22 protein-coding genes are annotated in these 25,484 nt (G+C 66.2%); 13 read left to right on the forward strand and 9 right to left on the reverse strand.

Annotated features, from left to right (window positions below; all coding sequences use genetic code 11):
- Window positions 1–149 precede the first annotated feature (149 nt).
- The 11 genes from XM1_RS15885 to XM1_RS15935 all read left to right on the forward strand — a co-directional run bounded on the left by XM1_RS15885 (window position 150) and on the right by XM1_RS15935 (window position 11,233).
- Window positions 150–1,775: an acyl-CoA synthetase gene (locus XM1_RS15885; protein WP_068435156.1), complete on the forward strand. Its 1,626-nt coding sequence runs from the start codon at window positions 150–152 to the stop codon at window positions 1,773–1,775.
- On the forward strand, window positions 1,775–2,527 hold the full coding sequence (locus XM1_RS15890; RefSeq protein ID WP_068435158.1) for an electron transfer flavoprotein subunit beta/FixA family protein: 753 nt from the start codon (window positions 1,775–1,777) through the stop codon (window positions 2,525–2,527). Before XM1_RS15885 ends, XM1_RS15890 begins: the two co-directional genes overlap by 1 nt.
- 2 nt (window positions 2,528–2,529) lie before the next feature.
- Window positions 2,530–3,465 (forward strand): electron transfer flavoprotein subunit alpha/FixB family protein, encoded by a 936-nt coding sequence (locus XM1_RS15895; protein ID WP_068435160.1) that lies wholly within the window; start codon window positions 2,530–2,532, stop codon window positions 3,463–3,465.
- 3 nt (window positions 3,466–3,468) lie between these two features.
- Window positions 3,469–5,247 (forward strand): acyl-CoA dehydrogenase, encoded by a 1,779-nt coding sequence (locus XM1_RS15900; RefSeq protein WP_068435162.1) that lies wholly within the window; start codon window positions 3,469–3,471, stop codon window positions 5,245–5,247.
- A gap of 276 nt (window positions 5,248–5,523) precedes the next feature.
- A complete protein-coding gene (locus XM1_RS15905; RefSeq protein ID WP_068435163.1) occupies window positions 5,524–5,904 on the forward strand; it encodes a response regulator in 381 nt (126 codons plus the stop codon).
- Between the two features lie 21 nt (window positions 5,905–5,925).
- A complete protein-coding gene (locus tag XM1_RS15910) occupies window positions 5,926–7,068 on the forward strand; it encodes a sensor histidine kinase KdpD (RefSeq protein WP_068435165.1) in 1,143 nt (380 codons plus the stop codon).
- 93 nt (window positions 7,069–7,161) lie between these two features.
- On the forward strand, window positions 7,162–7,683 hold the full coding sequence (locus XM1_RS15915) for a chemotaxis protein CheX (RefSeq protein WP_068435167.1): 522 nt from the start codon (window positions 7,162–7,164) through the stop codon (window positions 7,681–7,683).
- Window positions 7,684–7,693: 10 nt separating this feature from the next.
- Entirely contained in the window at window positions 7,694–8,068 is a 375-nt protein-coding gene (locus XM1_RS15920; protein WP_068435169.1) for a response regulator, read from the forward strand.
- 18 nt (window positions 8,069–8,086) lie between these two features.
- The gene (locus tag XM1_RS15925; RefSeq protein ID WP_068435171.1) at window positions 8,087–10,006 is read left to right on the forward strand and encodes a sensor histidine kinase; all 1,920 of its coding nucleotides are present in this window, start codon (window positions 8,087–8,089) and stop codon (window positions 10,004–10,006) included.
- A 70-nt stretch (window positions 10,007–10,076) separates the two neighbouring features.
- Window positions 10,077–10,487, forward strand: a complete 411-nt coding sequence (locus XM1_RS15930; protein WP_068437936.1) for a response regulator — start codon at window positions 10,077–10,079, stop codon at window positions 10,485–10,487.
- A complete protein-coding gene (locus tag XM1_RS15935; RefSeq protein WP_068435173.1) occupies window positions 10,484–11,233 on the forward strand; it encodes a cobalt-precorrin-6A reductase in 750 nt (249 codons plus the stop codon). The genes XM1_RS15930 and XM1_RS15935 overlap by 4 nt, the downstream gene beginning before the upstream one ends.
- Here XM1_RS15935 and XM1_RS15940 read toward each other — a convergent pair.
- The 4 genes from XM1_RS15940 to XM1_RS15955 all read right to left on the reverse strand — a co-directional run bounded on the left by XM1_RS15940 (window position 11,219) and on the right by XM1_RS15955 (window position 17,724).
- Window positions 11,219–12,316: a cobalt-precorrin-5B (C(1))-methyltransferase gene (locus tag XM1_RS15940; protein ID WP_068435175.1), complete on the reverse strand. Its 1,098-nt coding sequence runs from the start codon at window positions 12,314–12,316 to the stop codon at window positions 11,219–11,221. The genes XM1_RS15935 and XM1_RS15940 overlap by 15 nt on opposite strands.
- Before the next feature lie 74 nt (window positions 12,317–12,390).
- A complete protein-coding gene (locus XM1_RS15945) occupies window positions 12,391–12,849 on the reverse strand; it encodes a response regulator (protein ID WP_068435177.1) in 459 nt (152 codons plus the stop codon).
- Window positions 12,850–13,049: 200 nt separating this feature from the next.
- Window positions 13,050–15,557: a PAS domain S-box protein gene (locus XM1_RS15950; protein WP_231920544.1), complete on the reverse strand. Its 2,508-nt coding sequence runs from the start codon at window positions 15,555–15,557 to the stop codon at window positions 13,050–13,052.
- 115 nt (window positions 15,558–15,672) lie between these two features.
- Window positions 15,673–17,724, reverse strand: coding sequence for a methyl-accepting chemotaxis protein (locus XM1_RS15955; RefSeq protein ID WP_068435182.1), 2,052 nt, complete (start codon window positions 17,722–17,724; stop codon window positions 15,673–15,675).
- A 179-nt stretch (window positions 17,725–17,903) separates the two neighbouring features.
- On the opposite strand from XM1_RS15955, the gene XM1_RS15960 reads away from it, so the two are divergent.
- Window positions 17,904–18,716 carry an RMD1 family protein gene (locus XM1_RS15960; RefSeq protein ID WP_231920545.1) on the forward strand — a complete coding sequence of 271 codons (813 nt, stop codon included), beginning with the start codon at window positions 17,904–17,906 and terminating at the stop codon, window positions 18,714–18,716.
- A gap of 13 nt (window positions 18,717–18,729) precedes the next feature.
- Here XM1_RS15960 and XM1_RS15965 read toward each other — a convergent pair whose 3' ends face one another.
- From XM1_RS15965 to ppdK, 5 genes are all read right to left on the reverse strand, one after another.
- Entirely contained in the window at window positions 18,730–19,500 is a 771-nt protein-coding gene (locus XM1_RS15965; protein WP_068435184.1) for an anti-sigma factor, read from the reverse strand.
- Window positions 19,497–20,003 (reverse strand): sigma-70 family RNA polymerase sigma factor, encoded by a 507-nt coding sequence (locus XM1_RS15970; RefSeq protein ID WP_068435186.1) that lies wholly within the window; start codon window positions 20,001–20,003, stop codon window positions 19,497–19,499. The genes XM1_RS15965 and XM1_RS15970 overlap by 4 nt, the downstream gene beginning before the upstream one ends.
- A 13-nt stretch (window positions 20,004–20,016) precedes the next feature.
- A complete protein-coding gene (locus XM1_RS15975; protein ID WP_068437940.1) occupies window positions 20,017–20,391 on the reverse strand; it encodes a hypothetical protein in 375 nt (124 codons plus the stop codon).
- Between the two features lie 218 nt (window positions 20,392–20,609).
- Window positions 20,610–21,017, reverse strand: a complete 408-nt coding sequence (locus XM1_RS15980; RefSeq protein WP_082700554.1) for a response regulator — start codon at window positions 21,015–21,017, stop codon at window positions 20,610–20,612.
- Window positions 21,018–21,240: 223 nt separating this feature from the next.
- Window positions 21,241–23,925 (reverse strand): pyruvate, phosphate dikinase, encoded by a 2,685-nt coding sequence (gene ppdK / locus XM1_RS15985; protein ID WP_068435188.1) that lies wholly within the window; start codon window positions 23,923–23,925, stop codon window positions 21,241–21,243.
- 221 nt (window positions 23,926–24,146) lie between these two features.
- Here ppdK and XM1_RS15990 point away from each other — a divergent pair, with 221 nt between their 5' ends.
- Complete coding sequence (locus XM1_RS15990) at window positions 24,147–25,475, forward strand: M48 family metallopeptidase (protein WP_156428760.1); 1,329 nt, start codon at window positions 24,147–24,149, stop codon at window positions 25,473–25,475.
- Window positions 25,476–25,484: the final 9 nt, after the last annotated feature.

Below are 25,484 nucleotides of genomic sequence, written 5' to 3' on the forward strand. Positions count from 1 at the left end.
CCCTCTCCTTATCGCCCGTGTCGGACTTTCTGATTGCACCACGGCGCCCCGCCCGTCCAGCGGAAACAATTCGTTATAATCCGGAGACACTTGGGCAATGACGGAGCGCTAGAACCCTTGGCAAAATATTGGAAGGGAGTGTCCTAAAGATGTCCGTCAATCCGTATGAACTGGGTCTCGACAGGAATGCCGCCAATTTCGTCGCGCTGACGCCGCTCACCTTCCTCGAGCGCTCGGCCGCCGTGTGGCCCGACCGTCTGGCCGTCATCCACGGCCCCGTGCGCCGCACCTGGGCCGAGACCTATTCCCGCTGCCGCAAGCTGGCCGCCGCGCTGATCCAGCGCGGCATCGGCCGGGGCGACACCGTGGCCCTGATGGGCGCCAACACGCCCGAGACCTTCGAGGCCCATTTCGGCGTGCCGCTGACCGGCGCGGTCTTGAACGCCATCAACACCCGGCTCGACGCCGACGCCATCACCTTCATCCTCAACCATGCCGAGGCCAAGATCCTGATCACCGACCGCGAATTCTCGCCGGTGGTGAAGAAGGCCCTGGCCGGCTTGGGCCGCACCATCCCGGTGATCGACATCGACGATCCCCAGTTCAAGGGCGGCGAGCTCTTGGGCGAGAAGGATTACGAGGCGCTGCTGGCCGAGGCGGCGGAAGAAGCCCCCTGGACCATGCCCACCGACGAGTGGCAGGCCATCGCTCTGAACTACACTTCGGGCACCACCGGCAATCCCAAGGGCGTGGTCTACCACCATCGCGGCGCCCACCTGAACGCGGTGTCCAACGCGCTGTCCTGGCAGATGGGCGACGGCACGGTCTATCTGTGGACGCTGCCCATGTTCCACTGCAACGGCTGGTGCTTCCCCTGGACCATGGCCGTCGTGGCCGGCACCTCGGTCTGCCTGCGCCATGTGCGCGTCGATGCCATCATGGCGGCCATCCGCGACGAGAAGGTGACCAATTTCTGCGGCGCCCCCATCGTGCTCAACATGATCAACAACGCGCCCTCGACGCTCAAGGAGGACATCAGCCATCCGGTCAAGGTGATGACCGCCGGCGCCGCCCCGCCCGCCCCCGTCATCGCCGGCATGGAGCGCATGGGCTGGGAAGTGACCCATGTCTATGGGCTGACCGAGTGCTACGGCCCCACCGTCCAATGCGTCTGGCACGACAAGTGGAACGGCCTTTCCATCGAGGAGAAGGCCCAGATCAAGGCCCGCCAGGGCGTGCGCGGCCCCATGCTGGAAGGCCTGATGGTCGCCGATCCCATCTCGCTGGAACCCTGCCCTAAGGACGGCAAGACGGTGGGCGAGATCTTCATGCGCGGCAACAACGTCATGAAGGGCTACCTCAAGAACGAGAAGGCCACCGACGAGGCCTTCGCCGGCGGCTGGTTCCACACCGGCGACCTGGCGGTCTGCCACCCCGACGGCTATATCGAGATCAAGGACCGCTCCAAGGACATCATCATCTCAGGCGGCGAGAACATCTCGTCCATCGAGGTGGAGGACATCCTCTACGCCCACCCCGCCATTCTCGAAGCCGCCGTGGTGGCGCGTCCCGACGAGAAGTGGGGCGAGACGCCCTGCGCCTTCATCGCTCTGAAGGATGGCGCGGAAGCGTCGGAAGCCGATATCATCACCTTCTGCCGCGAGCGCATGGCCCACTTCAAGGTGCCCAAGACCATCGTGTTCGGCGGCCTGCCCAAAACCTCGACCGGCAAGGTCCAGAAGTTCATGCTGCGCCAGAAGGCCAAGGAGCTGTGATGACCAAGGTACTCGTCGCGATCAAGCGGGTGATCGACTACAACGTGAAGATCCGGGTGAAGTCGGATGGTTCGGGTGTCGAGACCCAGAACGTCAAGTTCTCCATGAATCCGTTCGACGAGATCGCGGTCGAGGAAGCCGTGCGCCTCAAGGAAGCCGGCAAGGCGACCGAGGTGGTGGTGGTGTCCGTCGGCCCGGCGGCGGCGTCGGAGACGCTGCGCACCGCGCTGGCCATGGGCGCCGACCGGGGCATCCTGGTCCAGACCGATGACGAGGTTCAGCCCCTGGGCGTCGCCAAGGTCCTGAAGGCCCTGGTGGACAAGGAGGCCCCCGGCCTGATCATCCTGGGCAAGCAGGCCATCGACGACGACAGCAATCAGGTGGGCCAGATGCTGGCCGCGCTCTTGGGCCGTCCCCAGGGTACCTTCGCCAGCAAGGTGGAGATCGTGGGCGAGTCCATCACGGTGACCCGCGAGATCGACGGCGGCCTGGAGACGGTGAGCCTGAAGCTGCCGGCGGTGGTGACCACCGACCTGCGCCTCAACGAGCCGCGCTACGCTTCGCTGCCCAACATCATGAAGGCCAAGAAGAAGCCCATCGACACGGTTTCCCCGGCCGACCTGGGCGTCGACGTGGCGCCCCGGCTGGTGACCCTTTCGGTGGCCGAGCCGCCCAAGCGCTCCGCCGGCATCAAGGTGGCCGACGTGGCCGCCCTGGTGGACAAGCTCAAGAACGAAGCCAAGGTGATCTGATCATGACCGTTCTCGTCATTGCCGAGCACGAGGGCGGCGCTCTCAAGGCCGCCACGCTGAACACCGTCTCCGCCGCGTCGAAGATCGGCGGCGACATCCATGTGCTGGTGGCCGGGTCGGGCATCGGCGCCGTGGCCGAGGCCGCGTCCAAGATCGCCGGAATCGCCAAGGTGCTGGCCGCCGACGCGCCGCTTTACGCCAACGCCCTGGCCGAGCCCCTGGCCGCCCTGGTGGTGAGCCTCGCCGGCGGTTACAGCCACATTCTGGCCCCCGCCACCACGGGCGGCAAGAACGTGGCGCCCCGCGTCGCGGCGCTGCTCGACGTGGCCCAGATCTCCGAGATCACCGGGGTGGTGTCGGCCGACACCTTCGTGCGTCCCATCTATGCCGGCAACGCGCTGGCCACCGTGCAGTCCAAGGATGCCGTCAAGGTGATCACCGTGCGCGGCACCGGCTTCGAGGCCGCCAAGGCCGAGGGCGGCTCCGCATCCGTCGAGGCGGTCGCCGCCGCCGCCGATCCGGCCCTGTCCGCCTATGTGGGCAGCCAGCTGTCCAAGTCCGAGCGGCCCGAGCTGACTGCGGCCCGCATCATCATCTCGGGCGGTCGCGGCATGCAGTCGGGCGACAACTTCCACCTGCTGGAAGCCGTGGCCGACCGCTTGGGCGCCGCGGTCGGTGCCAGCCGCGCCGCCGTGGACGCCGGGTTTGTCCCCAACGACTTCCAGGTGGGCCAGACCGGCAAGATCGTCGCCCCCGACCTCTACATCGCCGTCGGCATCTCGGGCGCCATCCAGCACCTGGCCGGCATGAAGGATTCCAAGGTCATCGTCGCCATCAACAAGGACGAAGAGGCCCCCATCTTCCAGGTCGCCGATTACGGCCTGGTCGCCGACCTCTTCAAGGTCCTGCCTGAACTGTCCAACGCCCTGGGAGGCTGATCCATGTCCACCTACATTCCGCCGCTCAGGGATATCCGCTTCACCATGGAAGAGGTGGTGGGCCTGGAGCCCATCACCGCCCTGCCCGGCTTCGAGGACGCCACCGCCGAGACCGCCGATTCCATCCTGACCGAGGCCGGCCATATCGCCGAGGGCGTGCTGTCGCCCCTGAACCGGGTGGGCGACCAGGACGGCGCCGCCCAAGAAAACGGCGTGGTGCGCACCTCGCCGGGCTGGAAGGAGGCCTGGACCACCATCGTCGATGGCGGCTGGAACGGCCTGCCCTTCTCGCCCGATTTCGGCGGCATGGGCCTGCCCAACCTGTTCAACCACGCCGTCCACGAGATGTGGCAGGCGGCCAACATGGCGTTCACCCTGAACCCCATGCTGACCCAGGGCGCCGTCAACGCGCTGTCCCTCTACGGCTCGGACGCGCAGAAGGCCTATTACCTGCCCAAGATGGTGACCGGCGAATGGACCGGCACCATGAACCTGACCGAGCCCCAGGCGGGCTCCGATCTCGCCGCCATCCGCACCAAGGCGGTGCCCGACGGGACCAAGTACCGCATCAGCGGCCAGAAGATCTTCATCACCTATGGCGACCACGACATGACGGACAACATCGTCCATCTGGTCCTGGCCCGGCTGCCCGACGCGCCCGCCGGCGTCAAGGGCATCTCGCTGTTCGTGGTGCCCAAGATCCTGGCCGACGGCTCGCGCAACGACCTCAAATGCGTGTCGCTGGAGCACAAGCTGGGCATCCACGGCAGCCCCACCGCCGTCATGAGCTTCGGCGACCACGAGGGCGCCCTGGGCGAACTGGTGGGCCAGCCCCATCGCGGCCTGGAATACATGTTCGTCATGATGAACCACGCCCGTCTGGCGGTGGGCCTGCAGGGCCTGGCCATCGCCGAGCGCGCCTACCAGCAGGCCCGCTCCTACGCCCGCGACCGGGTGCAGGGCAAGCCGGCGGGCTGGACCGGTTTGGGCCCGGCCGGCATCGTCCACCACCCCGACGTCCGTCGCCTGCTGATGACCATGAAGAGCGGAATCGAGGCCATGCGCGGCATCCACTACACGGCCGCCGCCCAGGCCGACATCGCCCACCACCACCCCGAGCCCAACGCCCGCTACGAGGCCAGCCAGCGCCTGGAATTCCTCACCCCCATCGCCAAGGGCTGGTGTACCGAGTTGGGCCAGCACATCGCCTCGCTGGGCGTGCAGGTCCACGGCGGCATGGGCTATATCGAGGAGACCGGCGCCGCCCAGCACCTGCGCGACGCCCGCATCACCACCATCTACGAAGGCACCACCGCCATCCAGGCCAACGACCTGATCGGCCGCAAGATCCTGCGCGACAAGGGCGCCTTCGCCCATACCATGCTGGCCGAGATCGCCTCCCTCGCCGCCGAATTGTCGGCCAGCCCGCTGCCCGCCCTTTCCGCCACGGGCTCGCGCCTGTCCGAGGCGGCCGCCGCCGCCGCCCGGGTGGTGGACTGGCTGGTGGGCCAGGGCTGCGCGGACCCGCGCCTCGCCGCCGCCGCCGCCGTCCCCACCCTGGAACTGATGGGCATCGTGGTGGGCGGACAGCAGGTGGCGCTGGCCGCCAAGGTCGCCAAGGCGGCCATGGATGCCGGGCGCGACCATGACGGCTTCTATGCCGCCAAGCTGGCCACCGCCCATTTCTACGCCGAGCACACCCTGCCCCACGCCAGCGCCCTGGAACACGCCGTCATCGGCGGTTCCGCCACCGTCATGGGGGTGGATGAAGCGATCCTATAGCCGTCGGCGGCTCTCGACGGCTTTCCGATTCCGTGGACCAGTCTCCTCTGCCGGAATCGCTCGAGTCTCCCTTCACGAGCCAGACTTCAAGGCCGGGTGGCAACACCCGGCCTCTCTTTTTAGCCCAACCAGGGACATCCACCGATCGACGCATTCTCAATCAGAAATACACCGACATGAAATAGCAAGAAATTCCAATTGCATCTTACACATTCATTCAACAATATTTTGGCATTGTAAGGAACTCCACCCATCAAATACGAATAGATTACAATTTTGCATACGACTCCACTAAAAGTTATTATCGTTGACGACTCGATCATCACAGTCAAAAAGCTGACCGTGCTGATGGAGGGATTGGGTCATCAGGTGGTCGCCACCGTGTCGAACGGCCTCGACGCCATCGAGGCCTATCGCCGGCATCAGCCCGACCTGATGACCATGGACATTTCCCTGCCGGACATGGACGGCATGACGGCCACCGCCCGGATCGTCGCCGAATTCCCCGCCGCCCGCATCATGATGGTCACCTCGCACGGCCAGGAGCGCATGGTGATCGATTCGCTGGACGCCGGGGCCAAAGGTTATGTGCTAAAGCCAGTGCGAATCGAGAAACTCTCCGATATGATCGCCAAGATCATGGAGCGCGCGCCCTAGACCGGCGCAGACGAGAAATCGATGTCGGCAGCTTTTCCCGGTGGCAATCCTGGCGATCCCGGTTATTGGGAAGTCATCTTCGACGTCATCCCTTTCCCGGTCTATGTGGCCGACAGCAAGACCTACGACATCATCTGCGCCAATCGCGCCATGATGCAGCGGGTCGCCGTCAAGCCCGGCGACAAGTGCCATGCCGCCATCTACCAGCAGCCCGAGCCCTGCACCTTCTGCCGGATGCAGGAGCTGGAGGGGATCGCGGCCTGCGGCACCAATTACCTGGAATTCGAGCTTTTCAACGACATCGACGACCGCTGGTACCAGCTGCGCGAGACCATGGTGGCGTGGTTCGACGGACGCCGCGCCAAGTATTCCATCGCCGTGGACATCAGCGCGCTGAAGGAGGTTCAGAACGCCCTGGCCGAGGCCCACGCCGAACTGGCCCTGAAGAACCGCCGGCTGAACGGCGCCCTTTTGTCCGAGCAGGAGGTCACCCTCAACCAGCGCAATTTCCTCGCCATGGTCTCCCACGAATTCCGCATGCCCCTGTCCATCATCGGCGGAGCGGCGCAGGTGCTCGAGCTTTATGCCGACGACAAGCCCGAGCCCAAGGAGGAGATCGCCAAGATCGACCGCGCCGTCCACCGCATGTCCGGCCTGATCGACGTCTGCCTTGCCGACGAACGCTTCACCTCGGCCGTCGCGGCCTTGCAGCCGAGGCCGCTGGCCCTGGCCCCGCTGCTCGAGGACATCTTGCGGGAAAAGGCCGAACTGGGCGGGCCGGAACGCCTTCGCCTGACCATCGGCGCCCCCGTTACGGTCGCCGCCGACCAGGCCCTGCTGCGGGTCGCGGTGTCCAATCTGGTGGACAACGCCCTCAAATATTCACCACCGGGCAGCGGCCCCGTCCAGGTCGTCCTGGAATGCGACCCGGCCGAGGCCCGCATCATCGTCACCGACAACGGCCCCGGCATTCCCGCCGACGAGGCCGAACGGATCTTCGAGAAGTTCTACCGCTCCCCCTCGGCCACCGGGACGCGGGGCGCCGGCCTCGGCCTCTACATCGTCAAGCGGATCGCCGAAAGCCACGGCGGCCAGATCCGGGTCGAACCCGGCTCATCCGGAGGCTCGGCCTTCACCATCACGCTGCCCGTCGAAACGGCCTGATCACCCGCGCCGGGAAGGGATCGCGCGGGTTGCAAATTCATGGCAATATCGCCGCCCGCCCGTCACGCGGATCTATTCAAGGATTGGCAAGGAATGACCTTCAACAAAACCATCATCCCCCGCGTCATGGCGTCGATCCTAGGGCAGACCAGGGAGGTGCTGGCCGCCGAGGCGGTGATCGCCGTCGATGGGGCGGAAACCTTTGATTGCGACGTCACCAAGCTTCACCTGCACGACATGACGGTGATCGCCGGACTGGGCGGCCCCATCAGCCTGCTGATCGCCTTCAGCTTCGAGAACTCGCTGGTCGAGGCCCTGTACACCCGGGTCACCGCCGACATCGAAGTGCCGCCCGGCGAGGAGGATCTGTACCGGCGGGAAACGGCGGGGGAAATCGTCAATACCATCCTTGGTCTCTGTACCATCGACTTTCAGAACATCGAGGAGAGTATCGCGCTTTCTCCACCGGTGATCATCGAGGATGCGCGTTGCATTCATCGACCAAAAAACGCAGTATTCGCCAACATGCGGATACGTACCGAAAGAGGTATCGTCAGCGTAAGTTTTGTCGGTCCGCGCGACCTGTTTGATGATCACCTGAACTATCAATCCTAGGGCCGAACCGATGTCAGCGCTTAAAGTCCTCATCGTCGACGATTCTCTTATCGCGGTTAAAAAGCTGACCCTGATGCTTGAAGGAATGGGCCATCAGGTGGTGGGAACCGCGGGAACCGGCGCCAAGGCCGTGGACGCCTATCGCGCAAGCAATCCCGATCTGGTCACCATGGACATCACCATGCCCGACATGAACGGGGTCGAGGCCACCGCCAGGATCATCGGCGAGTTTCCCGCCGCCCGCATCATCATGGTCACCTCGCACGGCCAGGAGCGGATGGTCATCGATTCGCTGGACGCCGGGGCGAAGGGCTACGTGCTCAAACCCGTTCGCACCGAGAAGCTCTCGGACATGATCGACAAGGTCATGGCCCGCTCCACCTGATCCGGGACGGCCACAGGCATGACATCCCCCTTCCCAGGCCTCAATCCCGGCGATCCCGGCTACTGGGAAGTGATCTTCGACGTCATTCCGTTTCCGGTCTACGTGGCCGACGCGGCAACCCATGACATCATCTGCACCAACCGCGCCATGCGCCAGAAGGTGGGCGTGGTGCAGGGGCGCAAGTGCTACGAGGCCATCTACCAGCAAACCCATCCCTGCCGCTTCTGCAAGATGCCGGAGATGATGGCCCAGGGTGTCGAGACCTCGCTGGAATTCGAGCATTTCAACGACCGCGACGACCGTTGGTACCAGCTGCGGGAAAGCATGCTCACCTGGTTCGACGGCCGCCGGGCCAAGCATTCCATCGCGGTGGACATCAGCGCTCTCAAGGGCTTTCAGAACGCCCTGGCCGAGGCCCATGCCGAACTGGCCCTGAAGAACCGCGATCTGGAGAAGGCGGTCACCCAGGCCCGCGACGCCGAACGCGCCAAGAGCGAGTTCCTGGCGGTGATGAGCCACGAGATCCGCACGCCCATGAACAGCATCCTGGGCATGGTCCATCTGCTGATGGACCGTCCCCTGGCCGCCGAGGACCGCGAGAAGCTGGCGGTGGTGCATGATTCCGGCGCCGCCCTGCTGGGCATCATCAACGACATCCTGGATTTCTCGCGCCTGGAGGCCGATGGCGTCCAGTTCGAGAACGCGCCCTTCAACCTGGGCGCCACCGTCCAGGGCGTCGTGTCGCTGCTGCACGGCCGCGCCTCGGAAAAGGGTCTCAGCCTGTCCCTGGACGCCCCCTCGCCCCTGCCCGGCTGGGTGAGCGGCGATGGCGCCCGCCTGCGCCAGGTGCTGATCAACCTGATCGGCAATGCCGTCAAGTTCACCGCCCAGGGCGGCATCGTGCTCCGCCTCGCCCGCGTGGCCGAAGCAAACGGCTACGAATTCTCGGTGATCGACACCGGAATCGGGCTGGATGCCGACCAGGCTGCCTCGCTGTTCCAGCCCTTCCATCAGGCCGACGCCTCCATCAGCCGGCGGTTCGGCGGCTCGGGCCTGGGGCTGGCCATCTGCAAGAAGCTGGTCGAGGCCCAGGGCGGAACGATCGGCGTCGACAGCGCCAAGGGCCTGGGCAGCCGCTTCTGGGTCCACCTCGACTATCCCCCGGCCGCCGCTCCGACCGCCGAAACGGTGCGACACGACGCCCCGGCCCTTCGCCCGCTTTCGATCCTGCTGGCCGAGGACAACGCCTTCAACCAGAAGGTGGCCGCCGGCCTGCTCAGCCGCGAGGGACACCATGTCACCGTGGCCTGCAATGGCCTGGAGGCCCTCGACAAACTGCGCCAGGAGAATTTCGACCTGATCCTGATGGACATGCAGATGCCCGAAATGGACGGTCCCGAAGCGACCCGGCGCATCCGCGCCATGCCCGGACCGGTGGCCGACATGCCCATCATCGCGCTGACCGCCAACGCCATGATCGAGGATGTCGCCCGCTGCCGGGCGGCCGGCATGGACGCCCATGTGGCCAAGCCCATCGATCCGCAGCTGCTGCGCTCGACCATCGCCGAGGTGCTGATCCGCCAGTCGCCCGCGTCCGGCAAAGGCCGTGGCGAAGGCGGCTACTCGCTGGCCCGCATGGCCGAGCAGCTGGGAACCGAGAATGCCGCCATCCTGGCCCGGACCTTCATGGACAGCGGCGAGGAGGTCTGCTCCCGGCTGGAAGCCGCCGACGGCGATCCCAGGCTTGTCGGTGCGGCCCTCCACGAATTGAAGGGGCTGGCCGCCTATTCGGGTACCCCCTGGCTGGAGAATCTGGCCGTCGCTATCGGCAAGGCCCTGCAGGACGGGAACGCCGAGGAGGTCTCGCGGATGATCGGCCGCCTGCGCCGGCAATGGGACGAGACCAAGGCGGAACTGACCCGGCACTTCGACCTGTAGCCGGATCTAAGATCCGCCGCCTGCGCCCCCCATATAGCGATAATTCCCATTGATCGAGACCGCCCCCATCATGAGCCACTGCCTGGTCATCGACGATTCCAAGCTGATCCGCACCATCCATTGCAGCATGCTGACCCAGCTCGGCCTGACGGTGAGCGAAGCAGAGAACGGCGAAGAGGCCCTGAGCAACTGCACCGCCCGGATGCCGGACCTTGTCCTGGTGGACTGGAACATGCCGGTGATGGACGGCTTCACCTTCCTCAAGGCCCTACGGGCCATGCCGGCGGGAAAGACGCCGAAGGTGGTGCTGTGTACCATCGAGAGCGACCTGGAGCACATCTCCCAGGCCCTGGCCGAAGGGGCGGACGAATACATCATGAAGCCCTTCGACGTGGAGATTTTGGCGACCAAGCTGATGGCCGCCGGCATCGCCCTGTCGCCGCGCGCCCGGCGTCCCGACCCCCTGGCCGACGGCCGATGACGGCCAGCCTGCTGATCCTGGGCGGCACCGCCGAGGCGGCCGACCTGGCCCGCGTCCTGGCCGGGACCCGGGGATTGCGGGTCGTCTCCTCGCTGGCCGGGCGCACCGCCACACCACGCCTCCCCCCTGGAGAATGCCGCGTCGGCGGCTTTGGCGGCGAAAGCGGACTGGCCGATTATCTGCGCCGCGAAGCCGTCACCATGGTGGTCGACGCCACCCATCCCTTCGCCGACCGCATGGGCTGGAACGCCGCCCGCGCCTGCGCCGGCCTGGGCCTGCCGCTGCTGCGCCTGCAACGCCCCGCCTGGGTGGCGGGGCCCAAGGATCGCTGGACCGAGGTGGAAAGCTGGGACGAGGCGATCCCGATCCTGCGCCGCATGTCCAGGCGGGTCTTCCTGGCGGTGGGGCGTCAGGAACTGGACGCCTTCGCCGGGCTGGACGATCGGTGGTTCCTGCTGCGCTTCGCCGAGGAGGCCGCGCCCAATCCGGCGCCGGCCCGCTTCGCCCTGGTCGCCGATCGCGGTCCTTTCACCCCGGAAGGCGAGCGGGATTTGCTGCTGGCCCACGACATCGGCGCCATCGTCTGCCGCAACAGCGGCGGAACCGCCGCCCACGCCAAGCTGGCCGCCGCCGCCCAATTGAACCTGCCGGTGATCATGCGCCGCCGCCCCCCCCGCCCCGAAGGCCTGAGCGTCGGATCGGCCGAAGAGGCCGCCCGCTGGGTCGAAACGCTACTCCTTGCCTGAGCGGCTACTGTCGCCGATCACCTTGCCCTGGCGGTCCACCACCAGCACGTCCAGGCCGACCTCTCCATTGTCGAGCACCGCCCGCGCCGCCGCTTCGGCCTGCCGGGCGATGGACTGGCCGAGCGGCAGGGCGCCCGCCAGTTCCAGAACCTGCAGCGCGGTATTGGCGCGGGCGGCGGCGGCGGCCAGCGCCTCGTCCGCCCCCAATTGCCTCAACTGCCCGGCCAGCCAGTCCATGTCCACCTGCGAGCGGCTGGAATGCAGGTCCATCTCCCCCTTGGCCAGCTTGCACATCTTGGCGAAGCCGCCGGCGATGGTGACGCGGGGCATGGGATGGCGGCGCAGGTATTTCAGCATACCGCCGGCGAAATCGCCCATGTCGATGATCGCCTCCTCGCCCAGGCCGCGCGCCCGGCGCACCGCCTTTTCCGAAGTGGAGCCGACGCAGCCCGCCACGTGGGTGACGCCGCAGGCCCGCGCCACGTCGATGCCGCGCTGGATGGAGTGTATCCAGGCGGAACAGGAATAGGGAACCACCACGCCGGTGGTCCCCAGGATGGAGATGCCGCCCAGGATGCCCAGGCGGGGATTCCAGGTGCGTAGCGCCAGATCCTCGCCGCCGGGAACCGCGATCTCCACCTCGAAATCGCAGGCCACGCCGTGGCTGTCGGCCAGGGCGGCCAGCGCCTCGCCCATCAGCCGGCGGGGCACCGGGTTGATGGCCGGCTCTCCCACCTCCAGGGGCAGGCCCGGTTTGGTGACAATCCCCACCCCCGGCCCGGCCCGGAACACCAATCCCGTGCCGGCCCGCCCATGCCGCAAGGTGGCGATGATCATGGCCCCATGGGTGACGTCGGGATCGTCGCCGGCATCCTTGACCACTCCGGCCCGCGCCCAGCCGGGGCCGGTCTCGGCCAGGGCCAGGGGGAAAGCGGGCTTCTGGCCGCCGGGCAGCGCGATCTCCACCGGATCGGGAAAGCCGTCCCCCAGCAAGGCCGAGCAGGCGGCCTTGGCCGCCGCCGTGGCGCACGCCCCGGTGGTCCAGCCCGGCCGCAAAACCTTTCCCTTGTCGTCCTCGGCCATCACTGTCCGCCAGCCAATCATCCTTGGCTGGTCTTATACCAGATTGTGCGGATCGAAATCGCCGAAGGAAGCGGTCAGGCGGCGCCGTTGAGGCTGGGCTTGCGCACCACGCCGAACCAGTAATCCTGAATCCCGTGGATGGCGCTGAACAGCTGTTCGATGTCCACCGGCTTGGTGACGAAGCCGGACGCCCCCAGATCATAGGCCTGCAACACGTCGCGCTCCACGTCCGAAGTGGTCAGAACCACCACGGGAATGCGCGACAGATGGTCGGTGGACTGCATGGCGGCCAGAACCTCGCGGCCGGTCATGCGGGGCATGTTGAGATCAAGCAGCACCAGGTCGGGCGTCACCGCCGCGCTGTAGGCCGGCGCTTCCTTGCGCATGAAGGCCATGGCCTCGACACCGTCCTGGGCGACATGGGTGCGACAGATGAAGCGGCCCTCGACGATGGCAGAGCGGATCAGCTCCACATCGCCTGGCTCGTCATCGACGATCAGAACCTCGAAAGGTGCGACCTGATTTTGCTGCATATGCCGGCCCCATTCCTGCATTAATCAAAACCCGACGCCCACACAACCATTCATGGCGACACAAAAAAACGCCGCCCTAACGGGATGCGGCGTTCAGGAGTAAGCCTATCTCCGACGCGGGCAGATTGCAACCATGCCTTGAAGACGAATTGTTGCAAGCAAACATGTCACCCTGTATCGGATAATGAACTCAACACGGGTCAGGCCACCGTGACATTCGGACCGCCGACCGGCAAGGCGACCCGGAAAACCGAGCCTTCCCCCGGCACGGATTCCACCCAGATCCGCCCGCCATGGTGTTCGGCGATCTTGCGGCACGAGGCCAGGCCGATCCCGGTTCCGGGATACTGCTCCTGGCCGACCAGTCGCTGGAAGATCTGGAACAGGCGCGCCTGCCCCGATTCATCGATGCCGATGCCGTTGTCGCGGACCGAGACGACCCATTCCTCGCCAACCGCCTCGCAGGTGATGTCCACGTGGGGCGGGCGATCCTCGGCCCTGAACTTGATGGCGTTGGCGATAAGGTTCTGGAACAGGCGCTCCAGTTCGACGGCGTTGCCATGAACCGCCGGCAAGCCCTTGGCCACCACGACTTCGGCGCCGCTTTCCTGGATCAACGCCCCCAGACTGGTCACGGCCAATTCGAGGATTTCGTCCAGGGCAACGTTCTCGTCGTCATGGCCGCTGCGCCCGATGCGCGAATATTCGAGCAGGTCGGTGATCAGGCGGTCCATGCGCTTGGCCCCGTCCACCGCGAATCCGATGAATTCACGGCAATCGTGGTCGAGACCGTCGCCCAGGCGGCGCTGCAGCAGGGTGATGTAGGAGCTGATCATGCGCAACGGCTGGCGCAGGTCGTGGGACGCCACATAGGCGAAGTGCTCCAGCTCGGCGTTGGAGCGCTTCAGTTCCTTCTCGATCGACAAACGGGCGGAGATGTCCTGGGCCACGCCCAGGAAACCGCTGAGTTCGCCGGAATCGTCGTACAGCGCGGTCACGGTCAGCAGGACGCGGAACCGGCCGCCATCCTTCCTGATATAGGTCCATTCGCCGCTGTCGGGCTTGCCGGTGGCCAGGATCCTGGCGACGAAGCATTCGAACCCCGCCTCGACCGGCCGGCCAAGCTCTTCGCCGAGCTGAGCGGCGCGGCGCCTGACCTCGCCCGGATCATGGAAGACGGCCGGCGAGGTCTTGCCGATCATCTCGTCGGCGCCATAGCCCAGCCAGCGCTCGGCGGTGGGATTGAACAGCAAGATGGTCCCGTCGACGCTGGTGGCGATGATGGAGGACCCCGCCCCATCCAGCACGGCGCGGCGAAAGGCCAGCAGCGAGCGGACCTCACGCTCGGCCTGCCGCCGGGCGGTCACGTCATGGACGATGGAATAGAGCAAATGGCGGCCGGTCACCTCGACCGGGCCAGACCACACCTCCACGTCGCGTATCTCGCCCGAGGCCAGGCGATGACGGAAGTCGAAATGATCGCGAAGCTCGGCCTTGGCCTTGCGCATCTCCTCGGCGACCGCCGCCTTGTCCAGGGTGTTGATCTCCGAGACGCGCATGGAGACCAGTTGTTCGTGGGACCAGCCGTAATAGGCCTCGGCGGCGCGGTTGGCGTCGATGATCCGCCCGTCGGCGGGATCGATCAGCATCTCCACCGCCCTGCAGCCGCGGAACAGCGCGTGGTAAAGCGCCTCGCGCTCCCTGAGCGCCGTTTCGGCGGCCGCCACCTTGGCCTGCAGCGCGTTGAAGGCGCCGATCATCCGACCGACCTCGTCGATGCGGGTCACCTCCAGCGCTTCCAAAGGGAGGCTGCCGTCGACCATGGCCTGGATGCGGCCGGTGGCGCGATGCAACGGCGACAGGGCGGTGCGCAGCACCAGCCACAGCAGCCCGAGCGACACCAGCCCCAACCCGGCCAGGGCCGCCACCAGACGGCTCTTGATGTCCGCCACCGGCTCGAAGGCCTCGGTCGTGGGGAGCCTCGCCACCAGCACCCACCCGGTCGAGCCGATCCGACGCGCCGCGGTCAGCTCCTCGGTCCCGGCAGAGCTTACGGTGACCCCAGCCCCCTCGTAGCCGTCAATATAGCGGTCCAGCATTCGGTTGACGCCACGCGGCGGCAGGGGCGTGAATATGCGTTCCTTGTTGGTGGAAACGACGATGAGCCCCGATTTCGGGGACACCATGTAAAGTCCGCCGGTGGCGCCCACTTGCTGCTCCACCAGACGGCCGAGGAAGTTGCTCTGGGTCAGGGTGGCGGTTCCCACCAGCGCGCCGACGATCTTCTGGCCATCTCTGACGGCCACGGCCATGGCGACGGCCGGTTGCCCGAGGGCGGGGTCGAAATAGGGCTCGCTCAGCATGAAGCGGCCGTTCTCGATCACCGAATCGATGCCCTTCAGCCGGGCGAGGTTGCTGCCCAACCGCCCCAGGGCGGGGGACTCGGCCCGCACCACGCCGTGATGGTCGAGAAGAACCAGTCCGCCGGCGAAAAATCCCCTGATGCCGGTACGGTTGTCGAGAAAGGTGGTCAGGGCAGCCGGATCGCTCCAACCGGCGGCGAACGCCAGTCCCGCCACCCGCTCCATGGCGTCGATCTGCAGCTTGATCTTCTGATCCAGCTCCTCGGCCAATCCGCCGACGAAGGCGATCTGCTGGCGCGCCAGAAGGTTTTCGACGTCGCGCTGCAGCGAACCGGCAAGCACCACGGCGATGACTGCGCCGACCGCAAGAAACGAAAGAAGAAAAAGGGTGAGAATCCGAATCCGTAACGACCTGAAGTCCACGCTGCCTCCCGCCCCCAGACCCCGAGACAGGATAGGGCTAATCCCGAACCGTTCTCAAGAACTGTTCCACTTCCGTCTCCAGGCTGGACACCACGTCGGCAAGCGCCCTGGCGCTCCAGATGACCCGCACCGTTCCGGCGCAGGCCATGGCCGAGGATCGGGACATCTCGGCAACGCTGCCCGATACGGCGGCCGCCTCCACCGCCACCTGTCCGATATTGCCCGAGATGTCGCGGGTGGTCGCCTCCTGCTCCTGCACCGCGCCGGCGATGGCCGACGAGACCTGATCGATGGAGCGGATGGTTTCCACCACGCCGGCGATGCTGCCGGTCATGTCACGGGTGGAATCCTGGATGGCCGCCACCTGGGTGGTGATGTCGTCGGTAGCCCTGGCCGTCTGGTTGGCCAGGTTCTTGACCTCGTTGGCCACCACGGCGAAGCCCTTGCCCGCCTCGCCGGCCCGCGCCGCCTCGATGGTGGCGTTCAAGGCCAGCAGATTGGTCTGGGCGGCAATGTCGCTGATCATCTTGACGATCTCGCCGATGGACTGAACCGCCTGGGACAGGTCATTCATCTGGCGGGTGGTTTCGCTGACGTCGTCGACGGCACGCCGCGCGATATGGCTGGCGTGTCCCACCTGCTGGGCGATCTCGTTGACCGATATGGTCATTTGCCGGGTGGCCTCGGAGACGACGTCGGCGCGTTCCGTGGTCTGCTTGGAGGCCTCGGCCACGTCGAGGGACCGGCCACCGCTGGTTTCCGAGCGCTTGGCCATGATCTGGGCGGTCCCCCGGATGCCGGCGGTCGAGCGCCCCACTTCGGCCACCTTGGCCTTGACGGTGGCCTCGAAATGGTCGGCCAGATCATGCAGCATCTGGCGGCGGTTGATGGCGGCCTGATGCTCCGCCTCGGCCCGCTCGGCCTCGAGGCGCTGGCGGGCCTCGCTGTGTTCGCGGAACACCTGGGTGGCCCGCGCCATCTCGGCGATCTCGTCGGCATACTCGGTACCGTCCAGACGGACGTTGAGGTCGCCGCCCGACAGGCGGGTCATGGCATCGGCCAGCTGGGAGACCGGCCGGACGATGGACCGCACCACCGCCACGATGATCACGCCGGTGAGCGCCAGCAGCAGCGCCAGCCCGGTTGACATCAGGACCAGCGAGCGGGTGGCCTCGTCCCTGAGGCGCCCGGCCTGGGCATGAATTTCCCGGCCGATATGGTCTTCCACCGTCTTCAGCGCGTCGATCCGCTTGGTCGAGGCGGCGAACCAGGCGGGCCCGGTAACATCGCCGATGGTGCCGGTGACGGCGCTTTCGACGGCGACAGTGCGCATGCGCGTCACCGGCTCCTCGATCTCGGGCGACAGGGCCGCCTTCAGCGCGGCGACGGCCTCGGCCGAGGCGTAACGCAGGAACACCGCGAAGGAGGAACGCTGTTCCGCCCCCAGTTCCAGATAGCGCCGGTACAAGACCGGCTCGAACTTGCCCGACGCGAATCCGCCCGCCCCGGTGGCGCGCTCAAGACCCGCGCTTTCCTTGGCGTCGGTCAGCGCCACGTAGGACGAGATCAGCTTGGCGGTCTCCACGTCGGGGCTGACGATTCCGACCCGGGCGACGGCGGCGATCAGGCGGCGGATCGCCTCGGTATAGGCGCCCACAGCCTCGGGCACCTTGGGTTCCAGCCGGTCCACCCGGCCCCGCAGGTCGGGCAGGCGGCGCAGCGCGTCGCGCATACCCTCCACGGTGCCGGACCCCAGCGCCTCGGCGGTGGCGGCTTCCAGGCCGCCCAGTCCCGCCTCCAGTTCGGCGATCTTCCCGTCGGATGCCTTGCGCCGGTCCGCCAGTTCGGCGGCGAACTGGGTTCCCTTGCTACCCAGGAACAGGGCGGACGACCCGCGCTCGCGCTGCAGTTCATGGACCACCCCGTTGGCCTTCACCGCCACGTCGGCCAATCCGGTGAGAACCTTGCCGCGCCCGGCGGCAGCCATGTCCTGGCGAACCAGCCAGAAGGACAGCACGATCAGGGCGGCGATCACCGGCAGGATGCCGAAGGCGATACGGCCGCCGATACGGGAATTGCGGAGAGTCACGGTACCCTTTTCCCCCTCGGTCCTCAGATAAGTATTTTCACCGCATATTTATCACATTTCGTTTCAGGCGGCCTATGCGCATTCGAGAATGCAGCCACCCGACATGAAGAATTCGTGACACCGATGTCCTGCGGGTCACAGTCCCGCCGCGAAGTGCTAGAAAAGGGGCGCCCAACGCCATGGCCCGCCCGATGACCCAGCCCTCTTCATCCGCTCCCCACCGTCTTTCCGTCCAGGTTCTGCTGCTGGGAGAGCGGCTCGACATCAAGCGCCTGGAGGAAGGCGTGGTGCTGGCCACCGCGCCGCTCATCATCCGCGCCGGCCGCGAGGGATTCGCCGTGCTGTTCCGCTATGGCGTGGCGGTCCTGATCAATCTGGACCCCATGGAGGAGGCGGTGTTCCTCGCCTCGCTGGGCAAGCTGGTGGCCGATCCCCTGCCCGTCCAGGGCCGGGAATCCGCCCAGGTGCAGATCGAGCCCGATGGCGACGACAAGGTGGACCCGTCGGGAACGGTGTTCCTGGCCGATACCAGCCCCCAGCGCCTGCAACTGGTGGCCGAGGTCCTGGCCCGCGATCTGGTTCTCAGCCACTACGAGACGCGCATCGCCAAGGTGTTCGACGCCATCGAGCCCCTGGCGGTATCGCTCAGCAAGGGAGCGCTGCGCAAGCTGAAGACCAAGGAATTGCTCGCCCAGATCGGCGAGGTGCTGCTGGCCGAGCACCGCATGGTCGGGCGCGTCGAACTGCTTGAAAGCCCCGAGGTCCTGTGGGTCAGGCCGGAACTGGAACGCCTGTTCATCCGGCTGGAGCGCGAATACGACCTGTCGGGCCGCAACCGGGCCCTGGACCGCAAGCTGGAGGTGATCTCCGACACCGCCGAGACGCTGCTCGACCTGATTCAGACCCGTTCGTCCATGAAGGTGGAATGGTACATTGTCGGCCTGATCGTCTTCGAGATCCTCATTTCCATCTACGAGATGGTCCGGGGGTAGATAAACAGCCCCCTCAGCTCTCCAGCTGGTGATAGACCGCCTTGGCCATGTCCATCAGCCGCTCGCGGTCCACGTCGCCGGACAGGGCGTAGCCCAGCGGCCCGTCCAGCCAGTAGAAGGCCTCGACCCTTCCTTGCGCCGCGAAGCGGAAGGCGGTCTCGGTGCCTTCGGTGTTGCGCCGCAGGTAAAGGGTCACCCGGCGGCCGTCGGAATTCTCGTACATGAACTGGGCGGCGGGGCCCGACGAAGCGGGCAGCAGCCGCCCGCCCACCAGGGAGAAGCCGGCGGCCGACAGATCGGGAACCTTCAGCTCCGCCCCCAGCCGCTTGGACAGCCAGGCGACCAGATGGGCGCGCTCGCCCGCCGCCACCTCGACGGGGTGGCGGATCTCGGCGGCAAAGACCACATGGGCCGACAGGGCCTCGGCAGCGACCATGGCGCCGGGCGTCGCGGCCGGCCCGCCGGTTCCGCCGCGCAGCCACCAGCCCCCCGCCCCGCCGGCCAGGACCAGCAGCACCATGGCGGCAACGCGCAGCAAGGGCCCCAGCCAGCGTGCACGCGCCCCGGCCTTGACCGCCGCCACGCCGAGGCGGTCGGGCACGGTCTCGTCCAGCACCGGGTCGAACAGCCGGTGCAGGCCGTCCACCTGCTCGCGCCATTGCCGCACCCGCTCGGCGTCGCGGGGATTGGCCGCCAGCCACGCCTCGACCTCGTCCACCCTGCCGGGGTCGAGGAAGCCGTCCACATAGGACAGCAGGTCGTCGTCGGAGACCGGGATACTCATTTCACTCTCCGAATGGCGGCTTCTCCGCCGTGCATGAGCTGGGCGAGGCGATCGCGGCCGCGTTTCAGGCGCGACATCACCGTGCCCACGGGCACGCCGGTCACCACGGCGACCTCGGCGTAGCTCATGCCCTCCAGCCCCACCAGCAGCACCGTCTCGCGCTGTTCGGGCGCCAGCTGGGCCAGGGCGGCGGCCATGTCGCGCACCGCCAGACGGTCCATCTGGTTGGGGGCGCTAGCCATCGTGTCCACGGACTCGTCCATGCCGTTCATATCCGGGCGGACCTTGCGCCGCCGCAACTCGTCGATCCAGACATTGCGCAAGATGGTGAAGAGCCAGGCCCGCAGGTTGCCCTCGCGGCGCCACAGGGCCGGACGGGCGAGAGCCCGCTCCAGGCAATCCTGGACCAGGTCGTCCGCCTGGGCGGCATTCCCGGACAGGGCGCGGGCGTAGCGCCGCAGCCCGGGAATCTCCGCCTCGATCTGGCTCTCCAGCATGGTCATGAAGGATAGATGGCTATGGCTTGGCCGCGTGCCAAATATCCTTGAAGCCCTCGCCGGTGACGTCGCCGGGCTTGGAATCCTTCATCCAGGTGTAGAGCGGCTTGCCCTTGTAGGCCCATTGCATGGAGCCGTCCGCCCGCTTGATCACGGTGTAGTCGCCCTCGGCCATGGCCCCCGACGCGGCCATCAGCGGCGGCCAGTTCTGGGCGCAGGCGTCGACGCAAGCCGACATGCCGGGCGTATCCTTGTCGAAGGTGTAAAGCGTCATGCCCTTCTCATCGGTCAGGACGGCGCCCAGCGAGGACTGCCCATGCTTGACCGGGGCGGCGAAGGCGGCCGTGCTGGCAAGCAGCGCGGCGGCGAAGACGGTGAGGCTCTTGATGGTCATGGTTTCCTCCAGGTACGGCCCCGCATGGGCCATCAATGAGGAAACGGACGAAGGCCGGGATTATTCCCTGGAGGAGAAAACTTTTTATTTCCGTCATCGCCGGGCTTGGCCCGGTGATCCACGCCCATCCGCCAGCCTCACGGTTTCATTGGGCGCGCAAACGGTGCCACGCGGATGCCCCGATCAAGTCCGGGCATGACGGAGTGGGAAAAGCCCCCCTACCCCTTCACCTTCTTCAGCGCCGCCACCAGGGTTTCGCGGGTGAAGGGCTTGGCGATATAGCCGTCCACGCCCTTGGTCCGGGCGACGCGCACATCGTCCAGGTCGGTCTTCGAGGTCAGCATGATGAACTGAACCTGGGGGTACTTGACCTTGGCCGCCTCCAGCAGGGCCAGACCATCCACCTCGGGCATGATCCAGTCGCTGATGATGATGTCGGGCATCTGATCGGCGTGTTCCAGCTTGGCCAGGGCGTCGGCGCCATCGGTGGCAGGCACCACCTTCTTCGCCCCCAGGCCGCGCAGCAGGCTGGCTTCCAACATGCGGGCCGAGGTCATGTCCTCGACCACCATGAACACCTTGCTGCCCATCCAGGCGGTGAAGTCGGCATCTTCCGGCGCATTCATCAACGGCATCTCCTGCAAACCCCTAATAACTTTAGTATGCCTCCCCGCCAGTTTCCAGTCCCTGAATTGAAAAAGGGCCCCTCGTGGAAAAAATCTGCCGCATGCGCCCCCGCGCAAGCGGCAGATTATTTCCACAATTCAACAGGTTGGCGGGCCTCCTTATCCAGACGCTTGGGAACCAAGCGTCTGGGGAGGACCACTAGGGGCCCTTTTCCCGTTTTCGTCAGGCCGTCCCCGAGGAGGACGAGCCGCCCAGCGCCGCCTGGGCCGCCGCCAGCCGCGCGATCGGCACGCGGTAGGGCGAGCAGGACACGTAATCCAGCCCCGCCCCCTGGCAGAAGTGGATGGAGGCCGGGTCGCCGCCATGCTCGCCGCAGATGCCGAGCTTGAGGCCCGAGCGGGTGGCGCGGCCGCGTTCGGCGGCGATCTTGATCAGTTCGCCGACGCCGGCCTGATCCAGGCTGGCGAAGGGGTCGTGCTCGTAGATGCCCTTGGCGCGGTAGACCTCGAGGAACGGGCCGGAATCGTCGCGGCTCATGCCGAAGGTGGTCTGGGTCAGATCGTTGGTGCCGAACGAGAAGAACTCGCCCGTCTTGGCGATCTCGCCGGCCAGCAGGGCGGCGCGCGGCAGTTCGATCATGGTGCCGACCATGTACTTGACCGAGTATTTCTGCTCGGCGAACACCGCTTCGGCTTCCTTGTCGATGCTGGCCTTCATCAGGTCCAGCTCCTTCTTGGCGCCCACCAGCGGGATCATGATCTCGGGCGTCACGGTGCGCCCGGTCTCGCGCGACACATGCACCGCCGCCTCGAAGATGGCGCGGGCCTGCATCTCGTAGATTTCCGGGTAGGTGATCCCCAGACGGCAGCCGCGATGGCCCAGCATGGGGTTGCTCTCGTGCAGGGCGGCGTTGCGGGCCTTGATCATTGCGGCCTCGACGCCCGCTTCCTTGGCCACCTCGGCGATCTCGTCCTCGGTGTGGGGCAGGAACTCGTGCAGCGGCGGGTCCAGCAGGCGGATGGTCACCGGCAGGCCCTGCATGATCTCGAACAGGTCGATGAAGTCCTGGCGCTGAAAGGGCAGCAGCTTGGCCAGCGCGGCGCGGCGGCCCTTCTCGGTCTCGGCCAGGATCGTCTCGCGCATGGCGATGATGCGCTTGGGATCGAAGAACATGTGCTCGGTGCGGCACAGGCCGATGCCTTCGGCCCCGAACTTGCGCGCCGTGGCGGCGTCCAGCGGGGTCTCGGCGTTGGCGCGGACTTTGAGCGTGCGGATGGTGTCCACCCACTCCATCAGGGTGCCGAAATCGCCGGTCAGCTCCGGCTGGATGGTGGCGACGGCGCCGACGAACACCTCGCCGGTGGAGCCGTCCAGCGTGATGATCTCGCCTTCCTTGACCAGCTTGCCGGCCACCTTGATGGTCTTGGCGGCGTAATCGACGCGCATCTCGCCGGCGCCGGCGACGCAGGGCGTGCCCATGCCGCGGGCCACCACGGCGGCGTGGCTGGTCATGCCGCCCCGGGTGGTGAGGATGCCCTCGGAGACGTGCATGCCGCCGATATCCTCGGGCGACGTTTCGATGCGGACCAGGATCACCTGCTCCTTGCGGTTCTTGACCCAGTCCTCGGCGTCCTCGGCCGAGAACACCACCTTGCCCGAGGCGGCGCCCGGCGAGGCCGGCAGGCCGCGGCCCAGCAGGGTGCGCGGCGCCTTGGGATCGAGCGTGGGGTGCAAAAGCTGGTCGAGCGAGGCCGGATCGATGCGCTTGATGGCTTCCTTGCGGGTGATCAGGCCTTCACGCGCCATGTCCACGGCGATCTTCAGCGCCGCCTTGGTGGTGCGCTTGCCGGTGCGGGTCTGGAGCATCCACAGGCGGTTCTGCTGAACCGTGAACTCCATGTCCTGCATGTCCTTGTAGTGCGCCTCCAGCTTGTGGCGGATGGCGTTCAGCTCCTTGAACACCTCGGGCATGCACTCTTCCATGGCGGCCAGATCGGAATGCTGGGCGTTCTTGCCGGCGATGGTCAGCTGCTGCGGCGTACGGATGCCGGCCACCACGTCCTCGCCCTGGGCGTTGACCAGGAACTCGCCGTAAAACTCGTTCTCGCCGGTGGATGGGTTGCGGGTGAAGCACACGCCGGTGGAGCAGTCGTTGCCCATGTTGCCGAACACCATGGACTGCACGTTGACGGCGGTGCCCCACTCGGCGGGGATGTCGTGCAGACGGCGGTAGGTGATGGCGCGCTGGTTCATCCAGGACCCGAACACGGCGCCGACGGCGCCCCACAGCTGCTCGTGGACGTCCTGGGGAAAGGGCTTGCCCAGCTGCTCCTGGACCTTGTCCTTGTACTTGGCCACCACCTTCTTCAGATCGGCGGCGTCCAGCTCGGTGTCGAGGCTGACGCCCTTGTCTTCCTTCACCTCGTCGAGGATCTCCTCGAAATTGTGATGGTCGACGCCCAGCACCACGTTGGAATACATCTGGATGAAGCGGCGATAGCTGTCATAGGCGAAGCGGGCGTCGTTCGACCGCTTGGCCAGGCCCTCCACCGACTTGTCGTTGAGGCCGAGATTCAGAATCGTGTCCATCATGCCCGGCATGGAGGCGCGCGCGCCCGAGCGCACAGAAACCAGCAGCGGGTCGGCGGTGGAGCCGAACTTCAGCCCGATATCCTCCTCCACCTGGGCCAGGGCGCCCATCACCTCGTCCTTGAGGCTGGCGGGATAGGTCTCGCCGTTGGCGTAATAGTAGGTACAGACCTCGGTCGAGATGGTGAAACCGGGGGGGACGGGAATGCCGAGATTGCTCATCTCCGCCAGATTCGCGCCCTTGCCGCCCAGCAGGTTCTTCATGTCGGCGCGTCCTTCGGACTTGCCTGCGCCGAAGCTGTAGACCCATTTCGTCATGGCCGTTCTCGTCCCCGATCCAGAAAAAGGAAAACCCGCGCCGCCGAGCGCGACGCGGGCTTCATCATGCAACGTCCCAGAGGGATTGAAAATAGGTAGTGCTGCTTTCTACCCCGCCGGCCCGCTCCGGCACTGCCCCCGGCGCGAGACGGACACAGAGCCGATTGACAGCGGACCGCTTTGCGTCAAAGATTAGATTTTCCCGTAATCGGACGCCAACCATGATTGGTTATAATAGGTTTACGTGGTCAAGAGTCATTCAAGAGCTCGATTCAGGCGCAGTCATTGACTGGTTCACTCTCCGATTTTTTGTTGTTGGTCCGATCGGAATTCTCATTGCGGCCATATCTGCCGGATTCAACACCGATTCATTAGGCAGCGGTCTCAGGGTGCTGGGCCTGGGCATGGTCTTCGCCGGGGCATCGGCCATCAGCGGATGGATCATCGGATTGCTGTTCGGCATCCCCAAATCCGTCAATCGGGATTCAGATGGTGGAGGCACCAACGGAAACAAGGCGATCAGCAAGGCCAACACCAACCTGGAAGACATCTCGGACTGGCTGACCAAGACCATCGTCGGCGTCACCCTGACCGGTCTGTTCACCTTGCCCTCCTACATCTGGCAGGCCGCCGGCAAAATCAACGCCCTCGGCTTCAAATGGGAGGCCGGGGGCCAATTGCTTGCCGTGTCGATCTTCTTCTATTTCACCGGCGGCGGCTTCTGGACGGGCTATGTGGGGACCAGAACCCTTCTCAGCCACATGTTCGGGAAGTTCGACCGCAGCCTGGCCGAGGGCCAATCGGAAAAGGTCCTGTCCACCGAACTGGCCATCGACACATTGCGCGGCGGCGACGGCAAGACCGTCATCATCGCCGCGGCGCAATCACCGGAGGTCGCCGCCGCGGACAACGTGCTGCTTGGTCTTCCGCTGGAAAAGCTGACCACTCCGCAGCAGATCGCCGCATGGGGCGTGGCGCACGCCCGGGCCAACAAGCTGGACGAAGCCGCCGTCGCCCTGGAATCGGCCCTGCGCTCCGATCCCGACAACAAGGATTTCGCCCGTTCGCTGATGGCGGTCTACACCGCCCAGAACCGGATGGACAAGGTCAACGCCCTGCGCCAGCAAATCGACCTGCCCTATACCAGGATGATGGACGTCCTCTCGGCACTGTACGAGCCGCCCCCCGGCGGCTTTACCGAAGCAATCCGGCTGGGCAAGCATCTACTGCGCAAGATAGACCCGAAGAATCTCGCCACCCTCAACGTCTGGCTGGCCTGCGCCTTTGGCCAGCAATACCAATACCTGAGCCAGCGGATCGAAGCCGAAAGGGGCGAAAACGAAGCCCGCGCCGAGGAACTGGCGGAAGCGCGCAAGAACGCCCTCGCCCACGTCAAGGCGGCGCTGGAGGCCGATCCGACCACCCGCGGGTGGCTGTTCCAGCTCTGGATCCCCCCGGAGGGGGCCCGAGACCAGGATCTGGCGGTCTTCGGCGCCTTCGACAAGGAATTCGCCGAGTTGCTGGATCCCCAGGGAGCGAGGCGAGGCTAGGTTAGCCTC

The organism is Magnetospirillum sp. XM-1 (assembly GCF_001511835.1).
Lineage (GTDB): Bacteria > Pseudomonadota > Alphaproteobacteria > Rhodospirillales > Magnetospirillaceae > Phaeospirillum.